This window comes from Microbacterium neungamense, assembly GCF_024971095.1.
GTDB classification, from domain to species: Bacteria; Actinomycetota; Actinomycetes; order Actinomycetales; family Microbacteriaceae; genus Microbacterium; species Microbacterium neungamense.
Window position 1 is genome coordinate 1,927,326 of record NZ_CP069717.1, and the last position, 25,308, is coordinate 1,952,633.

Consider the following 25,308-nt stretch of genomic DNA (forward strand, 5'->3'; position numbering starts at 1 on the left):
GTTGCCGTCCGCGACCTCGACCTCGAACGCTAGGCTCCCGTCCCTCGCGCGCGGCGCCATGGGACACTGACTTCCATGCCGCAGCCGACCCCCGATGCCCGCCAGAGCCGACGTCTGCCGGAGACGCTGGATGAGTTCCAGGGCGCCGAAGGGCACCCGCACTTCCGCGTGGACGTCGAGCGTATCCGGTTCTCCCCGTTCTACTCGCGGCTGTCGGCCGTGACGCAGGTGATCTCGCAGGCCGGTGCCGGGCTGGCGGTGCACAACCGGCTCACGCACTCCATCAAAGTCGCCGCCGTCGCCAGGGCGATCGCGACGCACCTGTCGGCGCGGACGGACGAACCCGGCCGGATCGCGGCGGAGCTGGGCGGGGCGCACCCGGTTGTCGTGCAGGCGGCCGCCGCGGCGCACGACCTCGGGCATCCGCCGTTCGGCCACCTCGGCGAGCAGACGCTGGACCGCCTGGCCCGCAGCCGGTTCGGTCTGACCGAGGGCTTCGAGGGCAACGCGCAGACCTACCGCATCCTCACCCGCCTCGACGAGTACGACCGGCCTGGCGTCGGCCTCAACCTCACGGCCGCCGTCCGCGCCGCGGTGCTGAAGTATCCGTGGCGCCGCGGCCATGGCGGGCAGCGCCGCGGAGGGGCGAGCAAGTTCAGCTTCTACGCGATCGACGAGCAGGACGCCCGGCAGGCGCTCGACGCCTACCCCCTGATCGAGCCGGGTCAGCAGACCGTCGAATGCTCCATCATGGACATCTCCGACGACATCGCCTATTCGCTGCACGACCTCGACGACTTCTACCGCGCCGACCTGCTGAATCCCGCGACGCTGTCCGCAGAGTTCCGGGCCTGGCGCCGGGATCTCGCGAAGCTGCGCGCCGCCGACGAGGCGGAGCTGGCCTCGGGCAGCAGGAGCCCTGGGCACTCCCTGGAACTGCTGTGGCGGCGGCTGCGGAGCAAAGACGGCTGGATCGCCGACGAGGACGCCTTCGGCGAGGCGGTCGCGAAGGTGCGGGCCGAGGTGGTCGACGGACTCATCGCCGAGCCCTTCGACGGATCTCTGGCGAGTGAGCGGTCGCTCGCGCGGTTCACCACGGCCTGGATCCGGCGCCTGCAGTCGTCGATCGAGGTGCACCGGCATCCGGACATCCGCTCGGGGCACGTCAGCCTGAGCCGCCAGACCTGGCACGAGGTGGCGGTGCTGAAGTTCCTGCATGAGCGGTTCATCCTCGAGCGGCCCGACCTGACGGTGTATCAACGCGGGCAGGCGAGCGTGCTGGAGCGGCTCGTGGACGGCTTCGCCGCGTGGCTCGACGATCCGCGCGACGCGCGCCGAGCGCCGCGCCGTCTGCTCGACCTCGTCGAGCTCGCCACCGACGACTACCGTCGGCTCCGGGAGGATGCGCCGCTGCTGGTCGCCTCTCGGAGCGACGCCGACATCGAGGCCCTGGGCCGAGGGCGCGGGATCATCGACTACGTCGCCTCGCTCACCGACGCCCAGGCACTCTCACTCGATGCGCTGCTCACCGGACGGACCGAGCGCCTGTGGGATGCCGGCCAGGGTCTGTGATCAGCCCGGCGGCGTCACGCGGATCCTCGCGCTGAAGTTGCTCATGATAATCATTATCGATACGGTCATCGTGTGTCCCCTTCCGCTTTCACGGCTTCGATGCGCCCGGAGGCGCCTGCGGTCTTCGCCGGCCGGTCCCGCCGCCGGGTTCGCGCTCGCACGTGGCTGCTGTGCGCCTTCTTGACCGTCGCCGTGGGCGTGCTCGCGGTGGTCTCCGCCGCGACCGGATCGGTGCCGGTCAGCCCGCGTGAAGCCGCACAGCTCGTCGTGGGTCATGTGCTCCCTGGCATGCCCTGGATGTCGGACGGGTCGCTGTCTCCGCTCCAGGACCAGGCGGTGTGGCACTTCCGACTCCCGCGCGCACTGCTCGCGGGACTGGCAGGAGCCGGGCTGGCACTGGCCGGCGCCCTGATGCAGGTCACGGTGCGCAACCCCCTCGCCGAGCCGTACGTCCTCGGCGTCTCGTCCGGGGCCGGCGTCGGCGCCGTGACGGTGATCGTGCTGGGCTCCGCGACGCTCGGCGGCCTGTCACTGAACGTCGCGGCGTTCGCGGGAGCGCTCACGGCCTGTGTCGCGGTGGCGCGGCCGAGCGCATCACCGAGGTCCTCGACTGTCCACCGGCTCTGCACACGCCCACCGGCCCGCACCGTCCGGCTCGTGCGTCCGAGGCCGGGCTCGTCTTCGACCGTGTGGGGTTCGCCTACGACGATTCCGGACGCATCCTCGACGACTTCTCTCTGCACATCCGGCCGGGAGAGACCGTGGCGCTGGTGGGGACCTTCGGGCGCCGGGAAGACGACAGCGGCACGGCTGGCGCTGCGCTTGTGGGATCCGGACACGGGAAGCGTCCGGATCGACGGCACGGATCTCCGCGACATCCCCGATGACGAGCTCCGCCGGCTCGTCTCCGCGGTTCCTCAGTCCTCGCCGCTTCAACGCGGCACGATCCGCTCCAACATCACGCTGGGCGATCCGGAGGCGTGCGACACCGTCATCCGCGCAACGGCCGGCGCCGCCGGACTCCTCGACCCCGGGATCGGGCTTCCCGAAGGACTCGACACCCCGATCGGAGAACACGGAACGGGTCTCTCCGGCGGGCAACGCGCCCGTGTCGCCATCGCCCGCGCACTCCTCAACGATCCCCGGGTACTGATCCTCGACGAGCCGACCGCTTCGCTCGACCCGGCAGCCGATGCGGTGGTGATGGAGTTCCTCAACCGGTCACAGGACCGCGCGGTGCTTCTGATCGCGCACAGACCCGAGACGATCGCCACGGCAGACCGCATCGTCCGGCTCGCCGCGGCGGACACGGAGGCGTCTTCCCCCGCCAGGCCGAATTTTCGTTTACTGATGAACATGAGTACAAATAGCTGTTTGTGCTAGAGTGGCAGCCACCGAGCAAGGAGATTCACGATGGGTGCCCCGGCTGCAGTCGACCTCGATCTGGCATTGCGTGCGCTGGCCGATGGCAACCGGCGAGCGATCCTGCGGCTGATCCGTTCCGCTCCGCAACCGGTGGGGATGATCGCGGAGGACCTCGGGCTCTCGCAGCAGACGACCTCGCACCATCTCGGGGTGCTCCGCAAGGCGGGGCTCGTGGTCGGCACCCGCGAGGGCACCCGCCATCTGTTCGCGGTCGATACCGATGGGCTTGCGGCGGTGCGTTCGTACCTGGATGATTTCTGGCCACGGAAACTGGCCGACCTCAAGACCGCCATCGAGTCGCGGCAGGAGGATTCCCGTGGCTGAGTTCCGCGCCTCCATCGATATCGAGGCTTCGCCGGAGACGGTGTTCGAGTACCTGACCACCAACGACGGCATGACGGCCTGGATGGGGCAATACGCAGACCTCGACCCGACGCCGGGCGGCACGTTCGCCGTCGACATAGCCGGCCATCCCGTGCGGGGCGAGTATCTTCACGTCGAGCCACCGAGCCGCGTCGTGATGAGTTGGGGTTTCGCGGGGAGCGACGACCTTCCGGCAGGAGCATCGACGGTCGAGTTCCGCCTCACCCCGATCAGCGGCGGGACCAGAGTCGATCTGCTCCATTCCGACCTGCCCGACACCGAGGTGCGCGGCCACGCCGACGGCTGGGCGAACTTCCTGCCCCGTCTCGCCATCGCCGGAACCGGCGCAGACGCCGGGCCCGACGGCTGGCAGCCGCTCCCGGACCGACCGATCACGCCGCAACCGCGGCACGAACCAAGGAGAACCTCGTGACCCACCACAACGCCTACGACACCGTGCAGAAGTATCACCGCGCTTGGACGAGCGGCGACATCGACACAGCGATGAGCTACGTCGCCGACGACATCACGTGCCGTGCTCCCGGCGTCGACCTGGACGGCAAGGACGCTTACCGCGGGTACATCGGCGGCTTCGCCCCGATGCTCACCGGCATCGGCGACATCGCCGAGTTCGCTGACGAAGACCGCGTGGCGCTGTTCTATTACCCGCAGACCGCGACGACCTCCACCGCGCCGGCGGCCGAGTTCTTCACCGTCAAGGACGCGAAGATCACCGAGAGCGTACTCATCTTCGATCGACTCTCCTACGGTCCGCCCACGCAGCCCTGAACCGGGCGCAACCCGTCTCTGGTGAGTCGCGTCATAGGTCACTGTCGGAGGTGTGTCGAAGAACCGTGTCATCGTGCTCAGGATCGGCATCCGCGCCACCCACCGCGGCAAGGCGTCATGGGCTGACCCCATTTCCTAGGCCGTGTTGCTAAATGCTGGTTCGGGGCCTTCGGGTGATTCTTGAGGCGTGTCGCGAGATGTCATCACGGACGAGGTCTGGGAGCTGATCCGGGACGTGTTCCCGCCGGTGAGGACACGGGGCCGTCCTCCGGTGGATCGGCGCACGGTGGTCGAGGCGACCGCGTGGCGGTTCCGCACGGGATCGGCGTGGCGAGACCTGCCCGACCGGTTCGGGAGCTGGAACACGATCTACAAGAACTTCCGCCGGTGGGCGAGCGACGGCGTCTGGGAGGACCTGCTCACCCACGTGCAGAAGCGGGCGTCGCTTCAGGGTGAGATCGACTGGGTCGTGTCGGTGGATTCCTCGATCGCGCGTGTCCATCAGCATGGCGCGACCTTGCCCCGGGTCACAGGGGGATCCGTCGAACTACAAGAAGTCCGGGCCGGAGCCTCCTGACCACGCGATCGGCCGGTCACGGGGTGGTTTGACGACGAAGATCCATCTCGTCTGCGACGGGCAGGCCCGGGCGCTGGTGTTCGTCCTCACTGGCGGGCAGGTCGCAGACACGAGCATGTTCACCTGCGTACTCGACGAGATCCACATCCCCGGCCGAGGGCCTGTGCGCACGAGGCCGGACCGGGTGCTCGCGGACAAGGGCTACCCGTCGAAGAAGAACCGGGCCTGGCTGCGCGAGCGCGGCGTCAAGGCCACGATCCCCGAACGCGACGACCAGATCGCGCACCGTCGCAAGCGGCCGGGCCGTCCGATCGACTTCGGCGATGAGCAACGGGAGCGCTACAAGGGCCGCAACGTCGTCGAGCGGTGCTTCAACTTCGTGAAGCAGTGGCGCGGACTCGCTTCCCGCTACGACAAGACCGCCCGGTCATACGCGGCAGGGCTCTGCCTCTCCGCCGCCTTGCAATGGATTTAGCAACACGTCCTAGGGAAATTCGGATCTGGTGCGCGGGGTAGGATCATCGGGTGATGAAGGGGACGAGGGTCATTTCGGTGGCGCTGCTGGCGCTGCTGGTGCTGTGCGTGGCCGTCGTCGGGATGCTGATCTTCGCGAAGGGGGAGGACGTGGACGACGAACCGGGCCGAAGGATCACCCTGCCGCCGCTCGGTGGCATCGCGGACTACCAGATCGGTGGGGCCTACCCGCCCGACCCCGAGGTGGAGATCGTCACCAGGGACCGGTCGCAGGATCCAGTCGACGGGGTGTACTCGATCTGCTACGTCAACGCCTTCCAGGTCCAGCCCGACGAGCTCGCTCAGTGGGAGCGGGACCGTCCGGATCTGGTGCTGCGCGGCCGCGACGGCGCGGTGGTCATCGACGCCGACTGGGACGAGGCGCTTGTCGACACCTCGAGCGCCGCAGCCCGAGAGCGGCTCATGAGTGAGGTGATCGGACCGTGGCTCACGGACTGCGCGAGCCGCGGGTTCGACGCCGTTGAGCCGGACAACCTCGACACCTTCACCCGTAGCGGCGGCGCGCTCACTCGTAGCGACAACCTGGCGCTCGCCACGCTCATCACCTCCCAGGCCCATGACCTCGGGCTGGCCGTGGCGCAGAAGAACACTGCTGAGCTCACCGCAGCCGAGGTACGAGCGGTCGGCTTCGACTTCGCGGTCGCCGAGGACTGCGGCCGCTACTCCTGGGGCGAGGGCACCGAGTGCGACCGCTACCGCGCGATCCATGGCGGGCGCGTGATCGAGATCGAGTATGCGGACGGCGGGGTGGACGCCTTCGAGCGCGCGTGCGCCCGCGCAGACGGGCCCGCCTCGATCATGCTCAGGGACCGCGCCGTCGTGCCGCGAGGTGCTCCCGGGTACGTCTACCGGACGTGCTGAGCGCGCCGCGACGTGGGTCCGAACCAGCCTACCTCACCCCACGGGTGAGGTAGGGCGCCGGGACTGACCCCGAGCAGCGTCGCGCCCAGCTCGCGGCTCCGGCGGACCACTGCGGCCACCTGGTCGGGTCGGCACCCGTGGATCAGGTGCCAGACGTCGCCGGCATCCCCGTCACTGAGCCAACCGGGCGGATCGAGCCGCAGGTGGGTTTCGACGTCGCACTCGCGCACGCAGACCGCATCGCAGAGGTCGAGCAGTGCCGGGTGGCACAGCGTGCCGGGATTGGCGGAGACCCGCGATGCGCCAGCGGAGCGGACTGCGCCGACAACCCGCTCGAACGACGCTGCTGCCGGATGGTCCAGCACACCGGTGCCGGTCACCGCGGACGGCGCGCAGTCGAGGAAGATCGACTCGACCCCATAGAGGTCCTGCCACCGGCGCACATCGGCGACGATCTCGGCGATGGCTCGGCGCCCGTAGTCCATCGGGACGTACCCGTGCACGCGGCTGCCCGGAACCCGCCCGTCCTCACGGTCGAGGAGGGCATCACGATAGGCAGCGTCGGGGGTCGAGCCAGGCCCCGAGTCGACGTTGACGACGAGGACCGACACATCGGGGCTCTGCAGGCAGCGTCGCCAGAGGCCCGGGTCCTCGACGGGATGCCGGTACAGCGGGATGCCGGCACGCATCTCGACCATTTCGGACCTACCAGCTACGGGGGTGGCAGGTGGTGTCGATGGCGCGTGCCGCCGTGAGGACAACGCAGGCCGTGAGCACTGCTGCGCCCAGGGCCGTGGAGAGGTGGGTGACGGCGAGGATACCGATGAGACACAGACCCGCGAGATGCACCGCTCCCATCGCGCGTCCAGCGCGCAGCGTCATCGCCGTCGCCATGGTGAACAGCCCGAGCGCAGGGGCGATGACGAAGAAGGCGACGTCGTCGCTGACCCGTCCGGCGTCGGCGACCGACCGATGGTCGAGCGCAACGGCAACCGTGACGGTGGTGGCGCCGGCGATGAGGCCAGCGAGGGCTAGGTAGGTCAGGGTTCGCGCGATCACCCCGGCCCGCACGGTAGACCAGGCCGAGCCGCGCCGGGTGAGAGCGCGCAGCCGGACCGCGAAGTCAACCATGAGCGGGTCGCACAGAGCGGCGGCGATGACCAGGCCGAGCGAGAGCGGGATCCGCGCCCCGAGGCCGACTGAGTAGAGCGCGACGACCACTGCAGCGGAGAACAGCGCGGCCTGGACCGCGGCGACGGCGCTCGCACCGAGGTCCCGCCGGTCCGGCAGCCTCGGAGCCCGTCGACCCACGCTCGTCGTTCGCCGATAGCTCGCCGTCGCGAGGACGCAGGTTCCCACCGCGAGGGCGACCAGTGCGGCGCCGGGCAGCCAGCGTGCGCCGGCCAGGTGGCCCGTCCCGGCCGCGACGAGGCAGGCGGCGGCCAGGGCGGCCAGGACCCGCAATCGGCCGAAGACCGTGGTCATGGCCTGGGCGGCGACGAAGGGCAGCCACAGCAGGGCGATGAGGCCGACGACTACTCGGTGGTCGCCCGCCATCGCTAACACGAGGAGGATCGCTGCCGGGACAGCGAGGATCGCCAACGCAGCGCTGCGCCTCGCTCCGTCGGCCGGCTGAGCGAGCCCGACGCGACGCCAGGCCACCGCGCCGACGAGGCTGCCGGTGATCCAGCCGGTAAGGCCGAGCGGGACGACCGCTCGCGCGACCGCCTCGATCTGCACGAGGTTGGCCGCGGCGAGGGCGACGATGAGGGCGCCGGAGAGCAGGACCACCGCCCGCAGCCAGCCTTCCGCCCGAGGGCTGGCATCACTCCGGACCGCTCGCCGGTGGGACGTGCTGCCGGTGGGGAGGGTTCGCGCGTAGTGGTAGACGTCGGCGAAGCCGTACTCGCGCGCCATGGCATCGCTGAAGCCGGCGGCCTCGAGGCGCGCAGTGGCGTCCAGGCTGTCCACCGCACCGGCGACGAGGCTGGCGTGCCGCGCGGACGGGTCCACCACCGGGTCCGCATACTTCATGATGACCTGGGTGCCGATAGCACCCGCCCCTTCGGTGGCTGGTCGGCCAGGCGGCTCGCGACGGGTCCGCCGAGTCGCTCGGAGAGGGAGGCGCTCACGAGCTCGACCCTCGCGGACCGACCAGAACGGGAGCGACCCACGCTCTCGTCATGCTCGAGCGGAGGGTCCAGGCGGACGAACGACCGGACCGGCTGGTCGGGAGCATCCGCGGTGGGCGCCACGGAGGCCGGCAGGAACGCCGCGGGCGTCGTTTCCCCTTCGCCGGCGAGCTCGGCATACCAGCGGCGGAACGAACCGACGCAGCTCTGCAGGGTGAGGTGCTCTTGGGCGTACCGACGGGCTGCCGCGCCGACGCGCGCCCGGTGGGCCCGGTCGGTCAGGAGGCGGATGCACTCGGTGGCGAAGGCTTCCGGGTCCTTCGGCGGCACGAGGGCGCCGCGGTCGCCGGATCGCCCGACGAGCTCGACGACGCCGCCGACATCGGTGCTCACGGTGGCCTTGCCGCTCATCATCGCCTCGATGAGGGTCAGCGGCAGCCCTTCGGAGACGGAGGACAGGGCGACGACGTGGCCGGCGAGGAGCGCCGGGCGTGAGCCCTCGCTCGGGCCCTCCCAGGTCACGGCGTCCTCGATGCCCAGGCTGGCACTCTCGGCGAGCAGGTCAGCCTGGTATGCCGCCGCGGAGTCAGAGCAGGGTCCGAAGATGCGCAACCGCGCCTGGGGGACCTTTGTCCGGACGAGGGCGAAGGCGCGCAGCAGGGTATGCAGGTCCTTCAGCGGGTCGATACGGCCGACGAAGCTGATCGTCGGGACGTCCGGCTCGGTCTCGATCGGCGGGTACGCCGTTGGGTCGACGCCGTTGAGCACCGGGCTAGAGCGGTCAGCCTCGGCGCCCAGGCGGATCGCCCACCGCGAGTTGAAGTCGCTCACCGGCAGGAGTCGGTCAGCCTCTGCGTAGGCGAGCTCGCAGAGCGCGCGCAGGGCCGTCGCGACGGCATACCGGCTCTCCCATTCGAGGTCGGTTCCGCCGAGAGCAAGATAGCGCTCGCGCAGGTACACTCCGTGCTCGGTAAGGGCGAAGGGGGTGCCGTCGCGCCACTTGCGCGCGACGGCGATGAGCGCTGCCGCGCCGTTCGAGGACGCGTGCACCACGTCGACCTCGGGGAAGTCGACGTCAGTGGCGCTGAGGATGCGGTCGACGTGTGCCGCAGCGTCGGCGGCAGCCCCGACGGTCAGGCAAGACTCGCCGTCAAGCCCGGGTGCGTGGTGTTCCCACGCAGCGAGCAGGGCCTCGGCCGACCCGGGGGAGACTAGCAGCGTGCGCAGTCGCCCGTTGCCTGCGGCGACGAGGGCGCGGACCGCCGCACCGACCGCGGCAGAGTCGTGCCGGACCGGACCGGTGAACCCGCCCGCTGGCGCTGGCGGCAGCACGGCCGACCAGAACGCGTGCATCGCGTGGGAGATCCACCGACGCCGGCTGCGGGAGAACGGCCGGACGTCGGTCCAAGAGCTCGCTGCTCGTCCCCAGACGGGGTGCAGCGTGGTTGAGGCGACACTCGGCGGGGTCGGCCAGACGATCGGGGTGTCATCAGGACCGGTGACCGTCACCACGTGGAAGCGGTGCTCCGGCATCCCTTCGAGCAGCTGGTGGCACCAGGTGCTCACCCCGCCCGTCGTGATCGGGTAGGTGCCTTCGTTGACGAGCGCGATCTCCATCGGGGCCCCTACCGCGGCTCGTGCGCGCCGTGGCCGTGGTCGGTGACCGCAGACGTCGCCTCGTTGTCCTCGGCGATCTCGACCGTCGCGTCCTGCGCGTCGACGGGCGGTTCGCTCACCTCGGGCAGTTGGGCCGGGTCATCGCTCGTCGGGAGCTCGGCCTCGGGTGCAGGGTCACCGAGTCCGGCGTCGCGGCCCAGATCGACCGTGACGCTTTCCCCGGCGCCGAGCTCGACCCATGAGGAGCGTGAGCCGGCGTAGGAGGTGCCGAAGGGCTGACCCGCGATCGTCGCCGACGAAGGAGCGGTGACCGGGACCCAGAGAGCGGCCGACCCGGTGTTGGTCACCGTGAGCATGTCGCCGGTGACCGAGGCCTCGACCTGGCTCTTAGAGCTCTCCCATTGGTCTCGGCGACGCAGCTCCTCGCCGGACTCGGCGAGCGAGCTGTTCACGACGGGTGCGGAGTCCGCGAAGAGGTCACGGTATGTGCCCAGCACGCCGTCGAGGACGGGGTAGAGGATCCGGTCGCCGGTGAGGTTGGACTGGTGGGCGTAGTGCGGCCGTGGGTCCATCCCGAGCAGGTGACCGAGAGCGATGCGAGTCTCGGTGGGGACGATATAGTCCGCGAACCCGCTGGAGACGTCGAGCGGCTCGATGCAGGTTGAGCGTCGGTCCGTCTCGCAGATCCCGGACCCGCCGTCCGCGGCAGAGGTGTAGACCCAGTTGTACTCGTCGACCGCGGTACTCGTCAGGGAGGTGTTGTAGTAGATGTTCATCGGGTGGCGCGGCACCGTCAGCGCCTTGCCGATACTGCGCTGCTCGGCCTCACGAGAGGCATCTGAGGCGATCCAGGAGATCCCGGTCTGGTTCAGCGCCCCTGCGAGGTTGGGGTTGTCGGCCGGCATCTGCGGGAGGCTCTTCAGACCCGAGTGCTCGCCGGTGACGAGCTCTGTGCGGTCGAGCGCGACGCCGTTCCTCTGGGCCCAGCGGATGTTGCGGTTGATCTCGCGGCTGATGTCCCCCTTCGGGTACCACTTCACCTGACCGGTCACCGGGTCGGACTGGCACTGCCACGGCGTCACCGACTTGTCCTTGAAGCACCCGATGTAGGGGTGCTCCCAGGTGTGGCTCAGCCAGCGCATCTCACCGGCGTTGGCGAGGAGGGACGTGGTGAGCGCATCGCCTCGGCGGGCGCCGGCGGCGTTGAAGGTCATGTCGAGCTTGAAGTCGTTCGCCCGCTGCCAGTCCACGAGGTGACTGACGTCGCTGGCGTCCATCCGGGACGTCGCCCCGGGTGCGGTGTCGGGGTAGCGGGCCGGGTCGCACTCGTCACCCGGGGTGCAGTTGCCCTCGGCGTTCCACTCGCCGTTGGAGAGGAAGACGTCGTCGATGTGAACGCTGAAGATGTTGCGGTAGAGCGAGGTCGAGACGCCCTGGGTGAGCCAGGAGACGATGCCGTGGGAGAGCACCTTGAAGTGGCTCTGGTAGCCGTTGGAGGCGAAGGTGAGGATCAGCCGCTCCCGGCCGCCGACCTCGTGGACCCCCATGAGGGTGCCGCTACGGCCGTCGCTCCCGGTCGCGGTGAGAATCGGCGTGAAGGAGGAGTCGTCCGTCGCGGGGAGGGGGTCGGCAAGGTAGCCGTAGGACTCGGAGACCGCCGGGTCCACGTCGTCGAGGTCGACCTGGCCGTCGAGGTAGGACCAGTCGCCGCCCAGGGCGTCGGAGGTCAGGGTGGCCTCCAGACCATCGACCGGACCCGAGTAGGTCGGGTAGCCGGTCCCGACCCCGGGGTGGGCCCAGTTGTACGCGTCGACCTCGCGGACGCCGAACTCTGCCTGGTAGCTGGCCAGGGTGCTCTTCTCGTCCTCGCCGAGCCCGGTGAGGGCAGCAGACGGGGCGACGACGCCCAGGTAGTGGGCGATGCCGGCCTCGTGGTCGGCGAGGAACTCGGCGGTGATCCGCGCGCGAGAGGGGTCGCCGAGCGCGAGACGGCGGGTGGCCACCCCTTCGTCCTCGAGGCGATCGGCGATCGCTCCGACCGTCGGTGACCCGTCGTCGAGGACGAGGACGGTCAGCTCGATGGTCGGCTCCGCGGTCGTCTCGGCGGCCGCGGCCGCCAGCCCCGAGGGAGCGGCGGCCAGGACCAGCGCCCCGCCGACGGCGAGGGAGGCGAAGCGTCGCCCAGCCACCCGGCGTCGCTGGTCGGAGCGCGCGCCCGCACGGCCCGTCGCAAGGCCGGGCTGTGCGCATGGTGAGTTGATGGGCCGATCGAACGATCGAGACATGGTTCTTCTGACCTATTCCCCGTAGACATGAAGAACGCTGATCGTGATCGTGTGCTGCGCACGGGATGCGGTCACGAGCTCACTCGTGATCGGCTGCCTGCGTGCCCCCCGGCGATCGGATCGTCCGCCCGATCGTCAGACGTGCTCTGCACGATAGCGTCCATTCCCCGTTGTGTGAACTGTTGAATTGTACACAACAGGTGCAGCCGTTTCCCCCCGTTACTTTCTTCGTGACCCGTTCGGCGGCCATGCTGGGCGGTGACGGCCTGCTGGGCCCGGCATGATTGCTGCCCCCTGTCCTCGATGATCCGGGGGGTGTTGTCACCGGGCCTGGTTGGCGGTGTGTGATCGCTGATAGGGGCTGGACCCGAGCATGCTCGAGGCCGTTCGTAACGTGGATGCCGAGACGCGCCGCCGCGGACGCCGTCACGAGTGAAGCGGAGGACGAAGTGGTCACCAGCATCGACAGATACGACGAGGTCGACGTGTTCGTTGGGCTCGACGTCGGCAAGGGCGAGCATCACGCGGTCGCGCTCGACCGGGAAGCCAAGCGACTATTCGACCGAGCACTCCCGAACGACGAGCGCCAATTGCGGGCGGTGATCGACCAGCTCGCCTCGCATGGCGTGGTGCTGCTGGTCGTAGATCAACCCGCGACGATCGGTGCACTCCCGGTCGCGGTCGCGCAAGCCGCAGGTGCTCTCGTTGGTTACCTGCCGGGGTTGGCGATGCGGCGCATCGCGGATCTGCATCCCGGTGAGGCGAAGACCGACGCGAGAGACGCGGCGATCATCGCCGAAACGGCCCGCACCATGCCGCACACGCTCCGGTCGATCCAGGTCGCCGACGAGAAGGTCGCGGAGCTGAGCATGCTCTGCGGGTTCGACGACGACCTCGCCGGTCAGATCGTCCAGGTCTCCAACCGGATCAGGGGTCTGCTCACCCAAATCCACCCGGCGCTGGAACGCGTGCTCGGGCCGCGGCTGGATCACCCCGCGATCCTGGACCTGCTGCAGCGCTACCCGTCGCCGGCGGCGATGAAGACTGCGGGTGAGAAGCGGCTAGGGAACCGGCTGCTGAAGAACGCGCCCCGCAAAGGTCGTGTCTGGGCGGCAGAGATCATGACCGCGCTCGGCGAGCAGACCGTCGTGGTGACCGGCACCGACGCCGCCGCGCTGGTGCTCCCCAGGCTCGCAGAGCAGCTCCAGGCGTTGCGACGGCAGCGTGATGAGATCGCCATCGAGGTCGAGAAGATCGTCGACGCTCACCCTCTTCAACCGGTCCTGACGAGCATGCCCGGAGTCGGCGTCAGGACCGCAGCCCGGCTCCTCACCGAAGTCACCACCAAGACCTTCGCCACTGCCGGGCACCTCGCCGCCTACGCCGGCCTCGCACCCGTGACCCGACGATCCGGCACCTCGATCCGCGGCGAGCATCCCTCCCGGCGCGGGAACAAGATCCTGAAACGGACCATGTTCCTCTCCGCGTTCGCCGCACTCCGAGACCCCGAATCACGCGCCTACTACGACCGCAAGATCGCCCAAGGCAAACGCCACAACCAGGCCCTCATCGCCCTAGCTCGACGCCGCTCCGACGTCCTCTACGCCATGCTCCGCGACGGCACCCTCTACCAACCGCGACCAGCCCAACCCGCCCTCGCCGCTTGACAGAGGACATAGGGGCACGTGATGGCCAGCACGGCCGCCATCCGCTCCTCCGCGTTGAGCGGCGTGCCCTCGAGCGACGTCAACCCCGTCTCGATCCACTCGGAGCTGTTCGGCGTGACGGGCGAGCCCGTGATCGGCAATCGTCGCGGCGTACGACGGGATCACCCCGAGGAACGTCAGCGGCGTGCCCGCGATCAGCAGCGCGAACGCGAGAAACGGGATGAGCCCGGCCTGGCGGATGAGCACCATCGGGTTGCGAGCGTGCACGAGCGAGGTCTGCATGTAGCCCTTGATCCAGCGGCTGCGCTGACGGATGAAGTTCGGGATCGAGGTGTTCGCCTCCTCATAGGTGACCGAGTCGATCACGCCGAGCGGCCCCTCCCCGCAACCGACCCGGCCGCGCCCCTCGGTTGCCGCACGACCCGGCCGCAGCCATCGGTTGCTGAACGAAGCGGCGCGCCGCGAAGATGAAGCGACCACCGCAAGCGGGCGTGCCCGGCAACCGACCCGGTGAACCGCCTCAGAGCCAGCCGCGCTCCTGGGCGATGCGGGCGGCGGCGACGCGGCCGGAGGCGCCCGTCTTCGCGATCGCGGCGCTGAGGTAGTTGCGCACCGTGCCGGGCGAGAGATGCACACGCTCGGCGATCGCGGCGACGGGCTGGCCGTCGAGGCAGTGCCGGAGGATCTCGCGCTCCCGCTCACCGAGCGGGTTCGCACCTCCGATGAGCGACTCGGTCGCGAGTGCCGGATCGACGATCCGCTCCCCCGCCTGCACGCGCCGCACGACGTCGGCGAGCTCGCCCGCTGGGGTGTCCTTCACGACGAACCCGGCCGCACCCGCCTCGAGCGCGCGGCGCACGTAGCCGGGTCGGCCGAACGTCGTCACGATGAGCGAGCGCACGCCGGGCAGCTCGCGGCGCAGCGCGGCGGCGGCCTCGATGCCGTCGGCGCCCGGCATCTCGACGTCGAGCAGACAGACATCCGCCCCCGATGCCCGCGCCGCGTCGACGACGACGTCACCCCGATCGACCTGCGCGACGACCTCGAGGTCGGGCTCGAGGCTCAGTAGCGCGGCGAGCGCGCCGCGCACGAGCGCCTGATCGTCGGCGAGCAGCAGCCGGATCACCATGTCACCTCCACGCGCGTGCCGGGGCGATCTCCACCGGCCGCGAGCTCTCGCGCGGGCCCGACCGTGAGCCTGGCGCCCGCCGTCGCCGCGCGCTCCCGGATGCCGCGCAGGCCGGTCGCCGCGACGTCCGCGGGCGTGCCGATCCCGTCGTCCTCCACGACGATCCCGGCCGACGCGAGGCGCACGACGCAGCGCCGCGCCCGCGCGTGCCGCACGACGTTCGTCACCGCCTCGCGCAGCGCCCATGCCACGACGATGCGGTGCCGCGGATCGACGACCTCCGGATCGGCGGGCACGTCCGCCTCGACGCCGGCGTCCGCGAGCGCGCGCCTGGCGCTCTCGAGCTCGTCGCCGAGCCGCGCCACGCGCAGCCCTGCGACGGTCGCACGCACCTCGGCGAGCGCCTCGCGCGTGAGGCTGCGGATCTGCGCGAGCTCCGCCTTCGCCGCGTCGGGATCCCGGTCCACCAGCCGCTCGGCGAGCTCGGCCTTTACCGTCAGGAGCGTCAGGCAGTGCCCGAGCGTGTCGTGTACGTCGCGGGCGACGCGCTCCCGCTCGGCGACGACGGCGAGCTGCCGTTCGAGCTCGTTGTGGTCGTCCTGTGCGCCGTCGATGATCCGCACGATCGCGCACGTGACGAGCACGAACGCCGTCGGCAGCAGGAGCCCCCAGTGGTCGCCCAGCTGTCCGCTCGCCGCGAGCGCGATGACGAGCGCCACGGAGATCGCGACCGCGAGCGCGAGCGACCCCGTGCGGGGGCCGGAGAACATCGCAATGGCCACGAGGAACGGCGCCGCCCCGAGCGCGCCGACGCCGACAAGGGCGGTCGCGATGAGCATGAGCACCGTCATGACGGCGAGCGCCGGCAGGCCCCGCCGGGCGGCCTGCTCCCAGGACGCCGACATCGTCAGCCACACGAACGTCGCGACGTACAGCACGCCGAAGATGACGAGCAGCACGACCGCCGTCGTCCGCGCGGCCGGGGCGGCCCCGGACTCGAGCGCCGACGCGATGGGGAAGAACATGCAGACGACCCAGACGACGCCGAGGGTCCACGAGAAGCGGGCCCAGGGGCCCACATCCGCTCGTCTCGCCTGCGCCATGCCCTCCATGCTGACAGGCGCGGGTGCGGGGCCCAGCATCCGCGCGGGACCCGTCGCGAGCGGATCCGTCACTGGCGGGACCGGCCGCGCCGGGCGACGAGCATCGTGGCGACGATGAAGATCGCGGCCCACACGCCCAGGTTGAGCGCCGGCACCCACAGCGCCTCCTGCACCGAGTCGTCCGCCGGGCTCTGGCGCACCGTCCATCCGTCGGTCAGCGGGTACCGCGCGAGCGCGACGTAGCCGTAGAGCGGGGTGAAGCGCGCGATGTCGAGCAGTGCACCGGTAAGCGGGAAGTAGAGGTTGCCGAGGAAGGCGAAGATCACGAGCGATCCGCTCGCCGCGCTCACCGCGGCCTCGCTGCGGAACAGGAGGCCGGCGAGCAGCCCGAAGAACGAGAACACGGCGGATCCGAGCAGCACGACGAGCGCGCTGATCGCCCACACGTGCGGATCCGCCTCGGCGCCGGTCATGGCGCCCAGCGCGTAGATGAGCGCCACGGGAACGATCGCGACGACGAACCCGACCGCCGCGCGCGTCACCACCCGCTCGGCATCGCTCATCGGTGTGAGCGCGAGCTGCCGACCCCATCCCTGCATCTGCTCGACCGCAGCCGTGCCGCCGACGCCGACCGTGGCCGTCACGGCGCCATACGCCGCCATGCCGATCATGACGTAGAACGCGACGTTGCCGTTGCCGACGCTGTTCTCGCCGTACGACTGGCTCGCGCCGAAGATGACGTAGAGGAGCGCGGGCAGAACCGCGACGAAGAACATCGTCACGACGTCGCGCACGATGCGCCGCAGCTCGATGCCGAAGTACGTGAGGTTCATCACGCCGCTCCCATCGGTGCCGCGGCCGCCGGAGCGGCACCTGCCGTGAGCGCCTCGAACGCATCGTCGAGGCTGCCCGTGGCGATCTCGAGGTCGCGCGCGCCGAGCTCGTTCAACAGCACGCGCGCGACCGCGTCGGAGTCGGCGGTCCGCACGAGCAGCCGCCCGGCGTCGACCTCGACCTCCCCGAGCTCCCGCAGCCGCTCGAGCGCCGCCTGCTGCGATCCGGCATCGACGTAGGCAGACACCCGTCGGCCCGTCGCGGTCGCGCGGATCTCCGCGGTCGTGCCGTCGGCGACCACCCGGCCGCCGGCGACCATCACGATCCGCTGCGCGAACGCGTCGGCCTCCTCGAGGTAGTGCGTCGCGAAGATCACGGTGCGCCCACTTCTGGCATCCGCGCGCATCGTGTCCCAGAACTCCCGGCGAGCGCGCACGTCCATGCCGGCCGTCGGCTCGTCGAGGATGAGCAGATCCGGATCGGGCAGCAGCGCGAGCGCGAACCGCAGCCGCTGCTGCTCTCCTCCCGAGCACTTCGATACTCGTCTGCGCGCAATGCCCTCGAGACCCGCCCGCGCGATCACCTCGTCGACGGAGAGCGGATCGGCGAAGGTCGAGGCGATGAGGGTGATGGTCTCGCGCACGGTGAGGTCGCGCAGCAGTCCGCCGGTCTGCAGCACGGCGGACACCCGGCCGGCGCGCACCGCCCGGCGCGGCGCCTGGCCGAAGACCGCGACGTCGCCGTCGGTGGGATTCGTCAGGCCCAGCACCATGTCGAGCGTCGTCGTCTTCCCGGCACCGTTGGGCCCGAGCAACGCCACGATCTCGCCTCGGCCGATCTCGAGGTCGATCCCGTCGACCGCGCGGACGGCGCCCGGTCCCGTTCCGAACTGCTTCACCACGCCGCGCAGCGCGACCGCGGCGGCATCCCGTGTGTCCATGCCTCCACACTCGCCGAACGCTCCGCGCGCGCACGATCCGCGCCCGTCACGAGTTAGGCATGACAACTGTCACGCCCCGTCGGGCCGCGCAGATGAAGCGATCCCAGCACCCTCGCCCGACGGCGGGTGTGGAGCCTTCGGGTGATCCTTGAGGCGTGTCGCGAGATGTCATCACGGACGAGGTCTGGGAGCTGATCCGGGACGTGTTCCCGCCGGTGAGGACACGGGGCCGTCCTCCGGTGGATCGGCGCACGGTGGTCGAGGCGACCGCGTGGCGGTTCCGCACGGGATCGGCGTGGCGAGACCTGCCCGACCGGTTCGGGAGCTGGAACACGATCTACAAGAACTTCCGCCGGTGGGCGAGCGACGGCGTCTGGGAGGACCTGCTCACCCACGTGCAGAAGCGGGCGTCGCTTCAGGGTGAGATCGACTGGGTCGTGTCGGTGGATTCCTCGATCGCGCGTGTCCATCAGCATGGCGCGACCTTGCCCCGGGTCACAGGGGGATCCGTCGAACTACAAGAAGTCCGGGCCAGAGCCTCCTGACCACGCGATCGGCCGGTCACGGGGTGGTTTGACGACGAAGATCCATCTCGTCTGCGACGGGAAGGCCCGGGCGCTGGTGTTCGTCCTCACTGGCGGGCAGGTCGCAGACACGAGCATGTTCACCTGCGTACTCGACGAGATCCACATCCCCGGCCGAGGGCCCGCGCGCACGAGACCGGACCGGGTGCTCGCGGACAAGGGCTACCCGTCGAAGAAGAACCGGGCCTGGCTGCGCGAGCGCGGCGTCAAGGCCACGATCCCCGAACGCGACGACCAGATCGCGCACCGCCGCAAGCGGCCGGGCCGTCCGATCGACTTCGGCGATGAGCAACGGGAGCGCTACAAGGGCCGCAACGTCGTCGAGCGGTGCTTCAACTTCGTGAAGCAGTGGCGCGGACTCGCTTCCCGCTACGACAAGACCGCCCGGTCATACGCGGCAGGGATCTGCCTCTCCGCCGCCTTGCAATGGATTTAGCAACACGGCCTAGTTCACCGCATCGACCACCGGTAGGCTCGAGACATGCGCGTGCTTCTTACCGGCGGCGCCGGCTTCATCGGTGCTCACACCGCGATCGCACTTGCTGAGGCCGGGCACGAGCCACTCATCATCGATGACCTCTCGAACGCCCACGCAGACGTCGTCGCGCGAGTCGAGTCGATCATCAGCCGGCCGGTGCCGTTCGAACAGGTTGATTGCAGGTCAGCGGCGGCGGTGCAAGCCTTCATCGAAGCTCACGCGCCCATTGACGCGGTCATCCACCTCGCGGGTCTCAAAGCCGTCGCGGAGTCGACGGCCGATCCGGTTCGCTACTACGACGTGAACATTAGCTCGGCGATCGCAGTGCTTAAGGCGATGGCCGCCACGGCGATTGACACGATGATCTTCTCGAGCTCCGCCACTGTCTACGGCTTCCCGGAGAAGTTGCCCGTCACCGAAGAGACCCCGACGTCCCTCGCGCTCGCTAATCCCTACGGCAAGACCAAGCGCATGATCGAAGAGATCATTGCGGATGCTGCAGCCGCTCACGCCTCGCTCAGGGCTGTGAGTCTCCGCTACTTCAATCCCGTCGGAGCGCACCCATCCGGCCTGATCGGCGAGAGCCCTCGCCTCGCCCCTACAAATCTCATGCCTATTGTCGTCGATGCTGCGGCAGGACGTCGCGAAGCGGTGCAAGTCTTCGGGAGCGATTACGACACCGTCGATGGTACGGGAGTTCGTGACTTTATCCATGTTCAAGATCTCGCCTGGGGGCACGTCAAGGCCCTAGAGACTGCGCGTCCCGGTTACGAGGTGTTCAATCTCGGCACGGGCGAGCCTGTAAGCGTTCTGCAGCTCATCCGCACGTTCGAGAAGGTTACGGGGGTGGAGGTACCCTACGTGTTCTGCGAACGACGGCCGGGAGACGTCGCGGTGTCGTACGCCGATCCGTCAAAGGCGGAACGCGTGATGGGCTGGAAGGCCCGGCTCGGGATTGCCGACGCATGCGCGGACGCTTGGAATTGGGAGCAGAAGCGCACCTCATCGAGCAAGTCGATGACCGCATAATGCTCAATAATCTAAAGCACATCGCTCGCGCCCGACGGGCCGGAGCGATCGTAAGTTGGCGGTCGGTGACCCTCGACGATTCGAGACTTGCACTGCACGCCCGTGTTGCGCATCACGCCAGCCTGCGATCCTGCAGCGTTGGCACCTTCACATCGATCGGGCGCTTCTCCAAGATCGCTTTTGCGGATCTGGGATCATTCGGCTCGGTCTCATGGGACGTCACCATCGGCGCGATCTCGCATCCGATGACACACCTCACCACCCATGCATTCCCCTACGTACCCGAACTGGGCATCTCGCGCGATCCCCGTAGCCAGCAGGTGGATCGCGTCGCCATCGGGCATGACGTTTGGATCGGCACGCAGGCGATTGTCATGCCCGGAGTCTCGATCGGTAATGGTGCGGTGATCGATACGGTCATCGTGTGTCCCGATGTCGAGCCCTACAGCGTGGTCGCGGGCGCACCCGCACGCAAGCTGCGGATGCGATTCAGCGACGACGTCATCGCTGACTTGGAGGAGCTCAGATGGTGGGAGCTACCGGTAGAAACCCTCCGCAGCAACATTGATGTTTTCCGCACGGACGACATCCGATCTGCGATCGAGCGGCTGCGCGCGGTAGCCCATTACCCAGTCCAGTAGTTCCACCTCGCGCGTTAACACCTGCCACGCACGTCGCTAAAGGGGCTCTTCACGAACGAGGGTGTAGCGCGGGTCTGAACCCTCCGGCTTCGAGCAGCGACCGAGCGATGTAGTGGGTGAGGTTGCGGAAGCCGAGGGCGGAGCCGCGGAGGTGTTCGAGCCGCCCGTTGAATCTCCTATGTATGTCAAGCAGCCGCCGCAGGTGTGATCGTGGCGTTGAGTTGCCTGTAGATCTGACGGGCGAGGTAGCGCTTGAGCGAGCGGCGAATCTCGCGCGGGGTGCGCCCCTGGAGGATCAGCATCAGAGCCAGCTCCGTGCGATCGACACGCCCCGCCCCACGAACTGCGTCGGCGCTCCCCTGTGCGTCAGGATGGGGTGAGACACCAGCACTGCTGACCTTCGCACTGCACGGGGCGAGAACGGACCAATACTGAGATGACGATGACGGTTGCTGACGTCGGCACCGATGATGGGGCTATGGCTCCTCGTGCTGACCGGCCCAAGAGGCGGACGTTCACCGCCGAGTTCAAAGCGGCGATCCTGGCCGAGTACGACGCCGCGGACCGCTCTGGGCGTGGGGAGATCCTGCGCCGGGAGGGCCTGTACACCTCCCACATCATCGAGTGGCGCAAGGCCGCGGCCGCCGGCTCGCTGTCCGGGCTGGGCAGCAAGCCGCGGGACCGGCGCGAGCGGGAGCTGCAGGCGCTACGGGCCCGGGCGGAGAAGGCCGAGGCCGAGCTGGCCAAGACCAGGGCGGCGCTGGACCTGATGGGAAAAGCACACGCGCTCTTGGAGACGCTCTCCGAGAGCGCGGACAAGCCGCCGCGGTCGCCGCGGTGATCAACCCGGCCGTCGACGGGCTGGCCGAGCACGTCGGCACCGCGGCTGCGTGCGCGCTGCTGGGTCGCTCCCGCGCCAGTCACTACCGGGCCAAGAACCCGCCACCGCCACGTCCACGGACACCGCGGCCGGCACCGGCGAACAAGCTGTCCGCCGCCGAGCGGGCCCACGTGCTGGCCGTGTTGACCAGCCAGCGGTTCGCGGACAAGTCGGTCGCCCAGGTCTGGGCCACGCTGCTGGACGAGGGCACCTACCTGTGCTCGATGTCCACGATGCACCGGATCCTGCGCGAGCACGACATGGCCGGGGAACGGCGCCGGCAGGCGAGCCACCCGCCCCGGACCCGGCCCGAGCTCGTCGCGACGGCGCCGGGGCAGGTGTGGAGTTGGGACATCACAAAGCTCAAGGGGCCGGAGCGGGGCGTGTACTACGACCTGTACGTCGTGCTCGACATCTTCTCCAGGTTCGTCGTGGGCTGGACCATCGCGGCCCGCGAGGACGCCGAGATCGCCAAGAACCTGCTCGAGCACGCCATGGGCATCCATGGCGTGCCGGAGGCGATCCACGCCGACCGCGGGACCTCGATGACCTCCAAACCGGTCGCTCAGCTGCTCGTCGACCTCGGGGTGGCCAGGTCGCACTCCCGCCCGCACGTGTCGAACGACAACCCTTACAGCGAGGCGGCGTTCAAGACGCTGAAGTACGCCCCGGTCTTCCCCGAGCGCTTCGGGTCCCTGGCCGACGCCGGCGCGTTCGCCGAGCAGTTCTTCGCCTACTACAACCACGAGCACCGCCACTGCGGGATCGGGCTGCACACCCCCGCCAGCGTCCACTTCGGCACCGCCGGGCAGGTCCGCGCCCAGCGCCAGGCCACCCTGGACGCGGCCTACGCCGCCCGTCCCGAGCGCTTCGGCCACCGCCGACCCCAGGCGCCCAAGCTGCCCGAGGCCGCCTGGATCAACCAGCCCTCACAGGAGGCCCTCATACAGACCGCCTGACGGAATCTGTCTCACCCGCCTTGACACTTTCCGCTCCTCTCGAGATCGTCGACTGTCTCTCGTGAGGGGAACGCGTGCTCGAGGCCGTGCCGCCGAAGGAGCCTGAAGTGATCGGCCGTGGGATGACATCCCGCCTGCGCCCACCGCACCACGTCCCGGGCTACGCTCCCGACGGCACGACCTGTCGCCCGCGCGATCTGCTGCGGATGAAGCGGATCAAGCCCACTTTCGGCTCTTCGGACATCCGGTGGGGTGAGGGTGGCCGGGCGGTGATTCGGCGGTAGGGGTCGAGGTCCCCGAGGATCAGAAGCGCTAACTCTCTGATTCCGACCGAGGACCTCGACGTGCTTCACCCTACTTCGGGGTGCGCTGACGCGCGCCCCGCCGACTGTCCGTGTGCCCGCTGCGACCTGCTTCTCGGCCTCGACGGTGTCCATGTCGAGCACGTCGAGCGTCGCGACGGACTTCTTGTGGTGACCGTTTCGACTCCGGCGTCCCCGACGGGCTGCCCGGGGTGCGGCGTGCTCGTGACGAGCCGTGGTCGGCGCCTTCGGGTGCTGCATGACGTGCCGGGTGTGACGCGGGTGAGGGTGGTGTGGCGGCAGCGGATGTGGCGGTGCGGCGAGTCCGGCTGTCCGCGGAAGACGTTCGTGGAACAGGTCCCGTCGCTGGTCGCGCCGCGCGGGTCGATCACGAAGCGCGCCGTCGCGTGGGCGATCGGGCAGCTGCGTCGCGAGCACGCCACCATCCAAGGACTCGCCCGGCAGCTCGGGACGTCGTGGAAGACGGTGTGGCGGGCCGTCGAACCCGAACTGGTCAAGCTCGCGGCGGACGAGTCCCGGTTCGAGAATGTCACCAGCCTCGGCGTCGACGAGCACGTCTGGCATCACGTCGACCCGCGCCGACGGGGGCCGAAGGAGCTGACCGGGATGGTCGACCTCACCCGCGACAGCCAAGGGAAGACGCTCCTCGCTGCCGAGCACGGCTGGAACGCCCGCACAGGCGGCGCAGGCCCCGACACCGCCCGCCACGCCACCCAGGCCGCCGCAGCACGCCACACAGGGCCGGAAACGCCGAAAGCCGCCCCGGGGGGCGGCTTGGCGGAACTAAAACATCTCTGGAGTGAGGTACCGAACGGCATTTACGAAGATGCCGATTGCAGTAAGCCTCTTGTGGTGGACCCAGGGGGATTCGAACCCCCGACCTTCTCATTGCGAACGAGACGCGCTACCAACTGCGCCATGGGCCCGTGGACTCAGCTACATTACCATGCGCTCAGCCCGCCGCGCGTCGCGCCAGCAGCCGGCGGACGTGCGCCTCGATCTCGGCGTCGTCGACGAAGCCCATCCGCGCGTACGGCGAGTCGCCGGCATCCGTCGTCGCCGTCTCGGCGGCGGCCGGAAGACGAACGGGAGCCGGCGGCGCGAGCTCCTCCGCGCGGCGGCGCAGCTCTGCCAGCCGGGCCGCCTGACGGCGGTCCTCCTGCGCCTGCTGCTGCGCCCGCGCGGCCTGCGCGCGGGATCCGGCCACCGAGACCATGGGCTGCGGCAGCGGGCGCGGCGTCCACGATGCCGGTCCCTGGTCGTGCAGCGGGGGCGAGACGCGCGGAGCCGCGGCATCCGTCATCACCGGCGCGGCCGCGCGACGCGCGCTGCGGCGGGCGACCCGCGACATCTGCAGGAGCACGGCGACTCCCGCGACGAGCAGCACGGCTCCGATCGCGAGCAGCACCCACCCGCCGGAGACCGCGAACTGCCAGACGCCGAGACCGGCCAGCACCGCTCCGGCCAGGCCCGCGACGGTGGCGCTCAGGCGCACTCGCCGGCGCGCCCGCGCCTGCCGCACGAGCGGATCGCGACGCGTCGCCGCCAGCTCCTCGCGCAGGCGCTCCAGCTCGGCGTTCGCCTTCTCGGCCTGCACGCGCTTGGCGAGCCGCTGCTGCGCGAGCGCGGTGCGCATGTTCAACTCGAGGCGGACCTCGGCGGGCGTCTCGCTCGTCTCCGCGAGCACCCGGAGCGCCTGGTTCAGCCGCACGGCGTTGCGCTCCGCGGCGTAGTACTGATGACGGCCGCGCCAGCTGGGCATCAGATAGAGAGCCCACAGCAGCACGGCGACGACGACGATCACGCCGCCACTCAGCACCGGCCCATCCATGTCCCCCACGGTAGGCGACGACGGGCGGACGCGCCCGGCACGGCGGGCGCGTGTCGTGGCGTGCACCGGCGTGTCGCCGCGACCAGCGGAACCCGCACGGGCTGTGGACGCTCAGCCGGGCAGCCGGTCGCCCGGCGGGATGCTCGCGGCGTCCTCCGGCGCCATCCCCTCCAGCCAGCGCTGCAGCACCCCGTCGGGCACCTCCTCGCGGATGAGCGCGAAGGCGTAGTGGTCGCGCCAGTCGCCGTCGATGTGGATGTAGCGGCGGCGCAGTCCCTCGTAGCGGAAGCCGAGCTTCTGCACCACCCGCAGGCTGGCGCTGTTCTCCGGGCGGATGCAGATCTCGATCCGGTGCAGCCCGTACTGGGTGAAGCTGGCGTCGGTGGCGAGCGCGACGGCCGTCGGGGTGATGCCCCGGCCGGCGAACCGCTCGCTCACCCAGTACCCGATCGTGGCGGAGCACAGCGAGCCGCGGGCCACGCCCCAGATGTTGAGCTGGCCGGCGATCTCGCCGTCGTACTCCATCACGAACGGGTACCCGCCTCCGTCGCGGTGCTGCTGCAGCAGGCGGCGGATGCTGAGACGCATGTCGAAGGACGTGGCCGCGCCCGGCAGCGTGGCCTCCCAGGGCTGCAGCCAGCGGCGGTTGGTCAGCAGCTCGTTCTGCAGCGGCCTCGCGTCGCGGGCGCGGACGAGGCGGAGCGCCACCGGCCCGTGCTGCAGCGGGGCCAGCGCATCGAGCTGCATGACCTGAC

Annotated in this window: 21 protein-coding genes, 1 tRNA gene and 3 pseudogenes; 13 read left to right on the forward strand and 12 right to left on the reverse strand. The window is 69.8% G+C overall.

The features are described from left to right. Window positions 1-75 precede the first annotated feature (75 nt). The 7 genes and pseudogenes from JSY13_RS09320 to JSY13_RS09355 all read left to right on the forward strand — a co-directional run bounded on the left by JSY13_RS09320 (window position 76) and on the right by JSY13_RS09355 (window position 6,121). A complete protein-coding gene (locus JSY13_RS09320) occupies window positions 76-1,572 on the forward strand; it encodes a deoxyguanosinetriphosphate triphosphohydrolase family protein (protein WP_259606415.1) in 1,497 nt (498 codons plus the stop codon). Window positions 1,573-1,752: 180 nt separating this feature from the next. Continuing rightward, window positions 1,753-2,955, forward strand: a complete 1,203-nt coding sequence (locus tag JSY13_RS09325; protein ID WP_259606416.1) for an iron chelate uptake ABC transporter family permease subunit — start codon at window positions 1,753-1,755, stop codon at window positions 2,953-2,955. 30 nt (window positions 2,956-2,985) lie between these two features. Further along, window positions 2,986-3,321 carry an ArsR/SmtB family transcription factor gene (locus tag JSY13_RS09330; RefSeq protein ID WP_259606417.1) on the forward strand — a complete coding sequence of 112 codons (336 nt, stop codon included), beginning with the start codon at window positions 2,986-2,988 and terminating at the stop codon, window positions 3,319-3,321. Continuing rightward, entirely contained in the window at window positions 3,314-3,793 is a 480-nt protein-coding gene (locus JSY13_RS09335) for an SRPBCC family protein (protein ID WP_259606418.1), read from the forward strand. The genes JSY13_RS09330 and JSY13_RS09335 overlap by 8 nt, the downstream gene beginning before the upstream one ends. After that, the gene (locus JSY13_RS09340) at window positions 3,790-4,149 is read left to right on the forward strand and encodes a nuclear transport factor 2 family protein (protein ID WP_259606419.1); all 360 of its coding nucleotides are present in this window, start codon (window positions 3,790-3,792) and stop codon (window positions 4,147-4,149) included. The genes JSY13_RS09335 and JSY13_RS09340 overlap by 4 nt, the downstream gene beginning before the upstream one ends. Before the next feature lie 187 nt (window positions 4,150-4,336). Continuing rightward, window positions 4,337-5,201 (forward strand): annotated as a pseudogene (locus JSY13_RS12725) (IS5 family transposase). A 53-nt stretch (window positions 5,202-5,254) separates the two neighbouring features. Next, entirely contained in the window at window positions 5,255-6,121 is an 867-nt protein-coding gene (locus JSY13_RS09355) for an endo alpha-1,4 polygalactosaminidase (protein WP_259606421.1), read from the forward strand. Here the strand turns inward: JSY13_RS09355 and JSY13_RS09360 are convergent. The 4 genes from JSY13_RS09360 to JSY13_RS09375 are packed head-to-tail and all read right to left on the reverse strand — an operon-like array spanning window position 6,106 to window position 12,059. Further along, a complete protein-coding gene (locus JSY13_RS09360; RefSeq protein ID WP_259606422.1) occupies window positions 6,106-6,819 on the reverse strand; it encodes a spherulation-specific family 4 protein in 714 nt (237 codons plus the stop codon). The genes JSY13_RS09355 and JSY13_RS09360 overlap by 16 nt on opposite strands. 7 nt (window positions 6,820-6,826) lie before the next feature. Then, the gene (locus tag JSY13_RS09365) at window positions 6,827-8,155 is read right to left on the reverse strand and encodes a hypothetical protein (protein WP_259606423.1); all 1,329 of its coding nucleotides are present in this window, start codon (window positions 8,153-8,155) and stop codon (window positions 6,827-6,829) included. Then, window positions 8,152-9,870, reverse strand: coding sequence for a GT4 family glycosyltransferase PelF (gene pelF, locus JSY13_RS09370; RefSeq protein WP_259606424.1), 1,719 nt, complete (start codon window positions 9,868-9,870; stop codon window positions 8,152-8,154). The genes JSY13_RS09365 and pelF overlap by 4 nt, the downstream gene beginning before the upstream one ends. 8 nt (window positions 9,871-9,878) lie before the next feature. Beyond that, on the reverse strand, window positions 9,879-12,059 hold the full coding sequence (locus tag JSY13_RS09375) for a hypothetical protein (protein WP_259606425.1): 2,181 nt from the start codon (window positions 12,057-12,059) through the stop codon (window positions 9,879-9,881). 494 nt (window positions 12,060-12,553) lie between these two features. Between JSY13_RS09375 and JSY13_RS09380 the strand changes: the two genes are divergently transcribed. Next, window positions 12,554-13,822, forward strand: a complete 1,269-nt coding sequence (locus tag JSY13_RS09380; protein WP_239541894.1) for an IS110 family RNA-guided transposase — start codon at window positions 12,554-12,556, stop codon at window positions 13,820-13,822. Here JSY13_RS09380 and JSY13_RS09385 read toward each other — a convergent pair. The 5 genes from JSY13_RS09385 to JSY13_RS09405 form a co-directional block, all read right to left on the reverse strand. Then, window positions 13,730-14,188, reverse strand: a complete 459-nt coding sequence (locus tag JSY13_RS09385) for a glycosyltransferase family 2 protein (protein ID WP_259606426.1) — start codon at window positions 14,186-14,188, stop codon at window positions 13,730-13,732. The two genes, JSY13_RS09380 and JSY13_RS09385, sit on opposite strands and share 93 nt — an antisense overlap. Window positions 14,189-14,342: 154 nt before the next feature. Further along, entirely contained in the window at window positions 14,343-14,951 is a 609-nt protein-coding gene (locus JSY13_RS09390) for a response regulator transcription factor (RefSeq protein ID WP_259606427.1), read from the reverse strand. Beyond that, on the reverse strand, window positions 14,945-16,054 hold the full coding sequence (locus JSY13_RS09395) for a sensor histidine kinase (protein ID WP_259606428.1): 1,110 nt from the start codon (window positions 16,052-16,054) through the stop codon (window positions 14,945-14,947). Before JSY13_RS09395 ends, JSY13_RS09390 begins: the two co-directional genes overlap by 7 nt. Window positions 16,055-16,122: 68 nt before the next feature. Then, window positions 16,123-16,887: an ABC transporter permease gene (locus JSY13_RS09400; protein ID WP_259606429.1), complete on the reverse strand. Its 765-nt coding sequence runs from the start codon at window positions 16,885-16,887 to the stop codon at window positions 16,123-16,125. Further along, the gene (locus JSY13_RS09405; protein WP_259606430.1) at window positions 16,887-17,828 is read right to left on the reverse strand and encodes an ABC transporter ATP-binding protein; all 942 of its coding nucleotides are present in this window, start codon (window positions 17,826-17,828) and stop codon (window positions 16,887-16,889) included. The genes JSY13_RS09400 and JSY13_RS09405 overlap by 1 nt, the downstream gene beginning before the upstream one ends. A gap of 155 nt (window positions 17,829-17,983) precedes the next feature. Here JSY13_RS09405 and JSY13_RS12730 point away from each other — a divergent pair. The 5 genes and pseudogenes from JSY13_RS12730 to JSY13_RS12740 form a co-directional block, all read left to right on the forward strand. Further along, window positions 17,984-18,848, forward strand: a pseudogene (locus JSY13_RS12730) (IS5 family transposase). A 45-nt stretch (window positions 18,849-18,893) separates the two neighbouring features. Beyond that, a complete protein-coding gene (galE, locus tag JSY13_RS09420) occupies window positions 18,894-19,919 on the forward strand; it encodes a UDP-glucose 4-epimerase GalE (protein ID WP_259606432.1) in 1,026 nt (341 codons plus the stop codon). A 65-nt stretch (window positions 19,920-19,984) separates the two neighbouring features. Further along, complete coding sequence (locus tag JSY13_RS12735; protein ID WP_259606433.1) at window positions 19,985-20,560, forward strand: CatB-related O-acetyltransferase; 576 nt, start codon at window positions 19,985-19,987, stop codon at window positions 20,558-20,560. Window positions 20,561-21,002: 442 nt separating this feature from the next. Beyond that, a protein-coding gene (locus JSY13_RS09430) for an IS3 family transposase (protein WP_370428832.1) occupies window positions 21,003-22,399 on the forward strand; the annotation gives its coding sequence in 2 pieces (ribosomal slippage) (window positions 21,003-21,339 and window positions 21,339-22,399; 1,398 coding nt in all). 344 nt (window positions 22,400-22,743) lie between these two features. Next, window positions 22,744-23,361 (forward strand): annotated as a pseudogene (locus JSY13_RS12740) (helix-turn-helix domain-containing protein); the annotation flags it as partial. A gap of 211 nt (window positions 23,362-23,572) precedes the next feature. Here JSY13_RS12740 and JSY13_RS09440 read toward each other — a convergent pair. The 3 genes from JSY13_RS09440 to JSY13_RS09450 all read right to left on the reverse strand — a co-directional run bounded on the left by JSY13_RS09440 (window position 23,573) and on the right by JSY13_RS09450 (window position 25,300). Next, window positions 23,573-23,648 (reverse strand) — tRNA-Ala (locus JSY13_RS09440). Between the two features lie 26 nt (window positions 23,649-23,674). Continuing rightward, the gene (locus JSY13_RS09445) at window positions 23,675-24,553 is read right to left on the reverse strand and encodes a hypothetical protein (protein WP_259606434.1); all 879 of its coding nucleotides are present in this window, start codon (window positions 24,551-24,553) and stop codon (window positions 23,675-23,677) included. Window positions 24,554-24,664: 111 nt separating this feature from the next. Continuing rightward, window positions 24,665-25,300 carry a GNAT family N-acetyltransferase gene (locus tag JSY13_RS09450; RefSeq protein WP_259606435.1) on the reverse strand — a complete coding sequence of 212 codons (636 nt, stop codon included), beginning with the start codon at window positions 25,298-25,300 and terminating at the stop codon, window positions 24,665-24,667. Window positions 25,301-25,308: the final 8 nt, after the last annotated feature.

Coding starts and splice junctions, on each gene's coding strand:
- JSY13_RS09445 (WP_259606434.1), bottom strand. CDS start 24,553: ATGGATGGGCCGGTGCTGAGTGGCGGCGTGATCGTCGTCGTCGCCGTG.
- JSY13_RS09450 (WP_259606435.1), bottom strand. CDS start 25,300: ATGCAGCTCGATGCGCTGGCCCCGCTGCAGCACGGGCCGGTGGCGCTC.
- JSY13_RS09330 (WP_259606417.1), top strand. CDS start 2,986: ATGGGTGCCCCGGCTGCAGTCGACCTCGATCTGGCATTGCGTGCGCTG.
- JSY13_RS09320 (WP_259606415.1), top strand. CDS start 76: ATGCCGCAGCCGACCCCCGATGCCCGCCAGAGCCGACGTCTGCCGGAG.
- JSY13_RS09360 (WP_259606422.1), bottom strand. CDS start 6,819: ATGGTCGAGATGCGTGCCGGCATCCCGCTGTACCGGCATCCCGTCGAG.
- galE (WP_259606432.1), top strand. CDS start 18,894: ATGCGCGTGCTTCTTACCGGCGGCGCCGGCTTCATCGGTGCTCACACC.
- pelF (WP_259606424.1), bottom strand. CDS start 9,870: ATGGAGATCGCGCTCGTCAACGAAGGCACCTACCCGATCACGACGGGC.
- JSY13_RS09380 (WP_239541894.1), top strand. CDS start 12,554: ATGCCGAGACGCGCCGCCGCGGACGCCGTCACGAGTGAAGCGGAGGAC.
- JSY13_RS09400 (WP_259606429.1), bottom strand. CDS start 16,887: ATGAACCTCACGTACTTCGGCATCGAGCTGCGGCGCATCGTGCGCGAC.
- JSY13_RS09405 (WP_259606430.1), bottom strand. CDS start 17,828: ATGGACACACGGGATGCCGCCGCGGTCGCGCTGCGCGGCGTGGTGAAG.
- JSY13_RS09390 (WP_259606427.1), bottom strand. CDS start 14,951: ATGGTGATCCGGCTGCTGCTCGCCGACGATCAGGCGCTCGTGCGCGGC.
- JSY13_RS09365 (WP_259606423.1), bottom strand. CDS start 8,155: ATGAAGTATGCGGACCCGGTGGTGGACCCGTCCGCGCGGCACGCCAGC.
- JSY13_RS09395 (WP_259606428.1), bottom strand. CDS start 16,054: ATGGCGCAGGCGAGACGAGCGGATGTGGGCCCCTGGGCCCGCTTCTCG.
- JSY13_RS09355 (WP_259606421.1), top strand. CDS start 5,255: ATGAAGGGGACGAGGGTCATTTCGGTGGCGCTGCTGGCGCTGCTGGTG.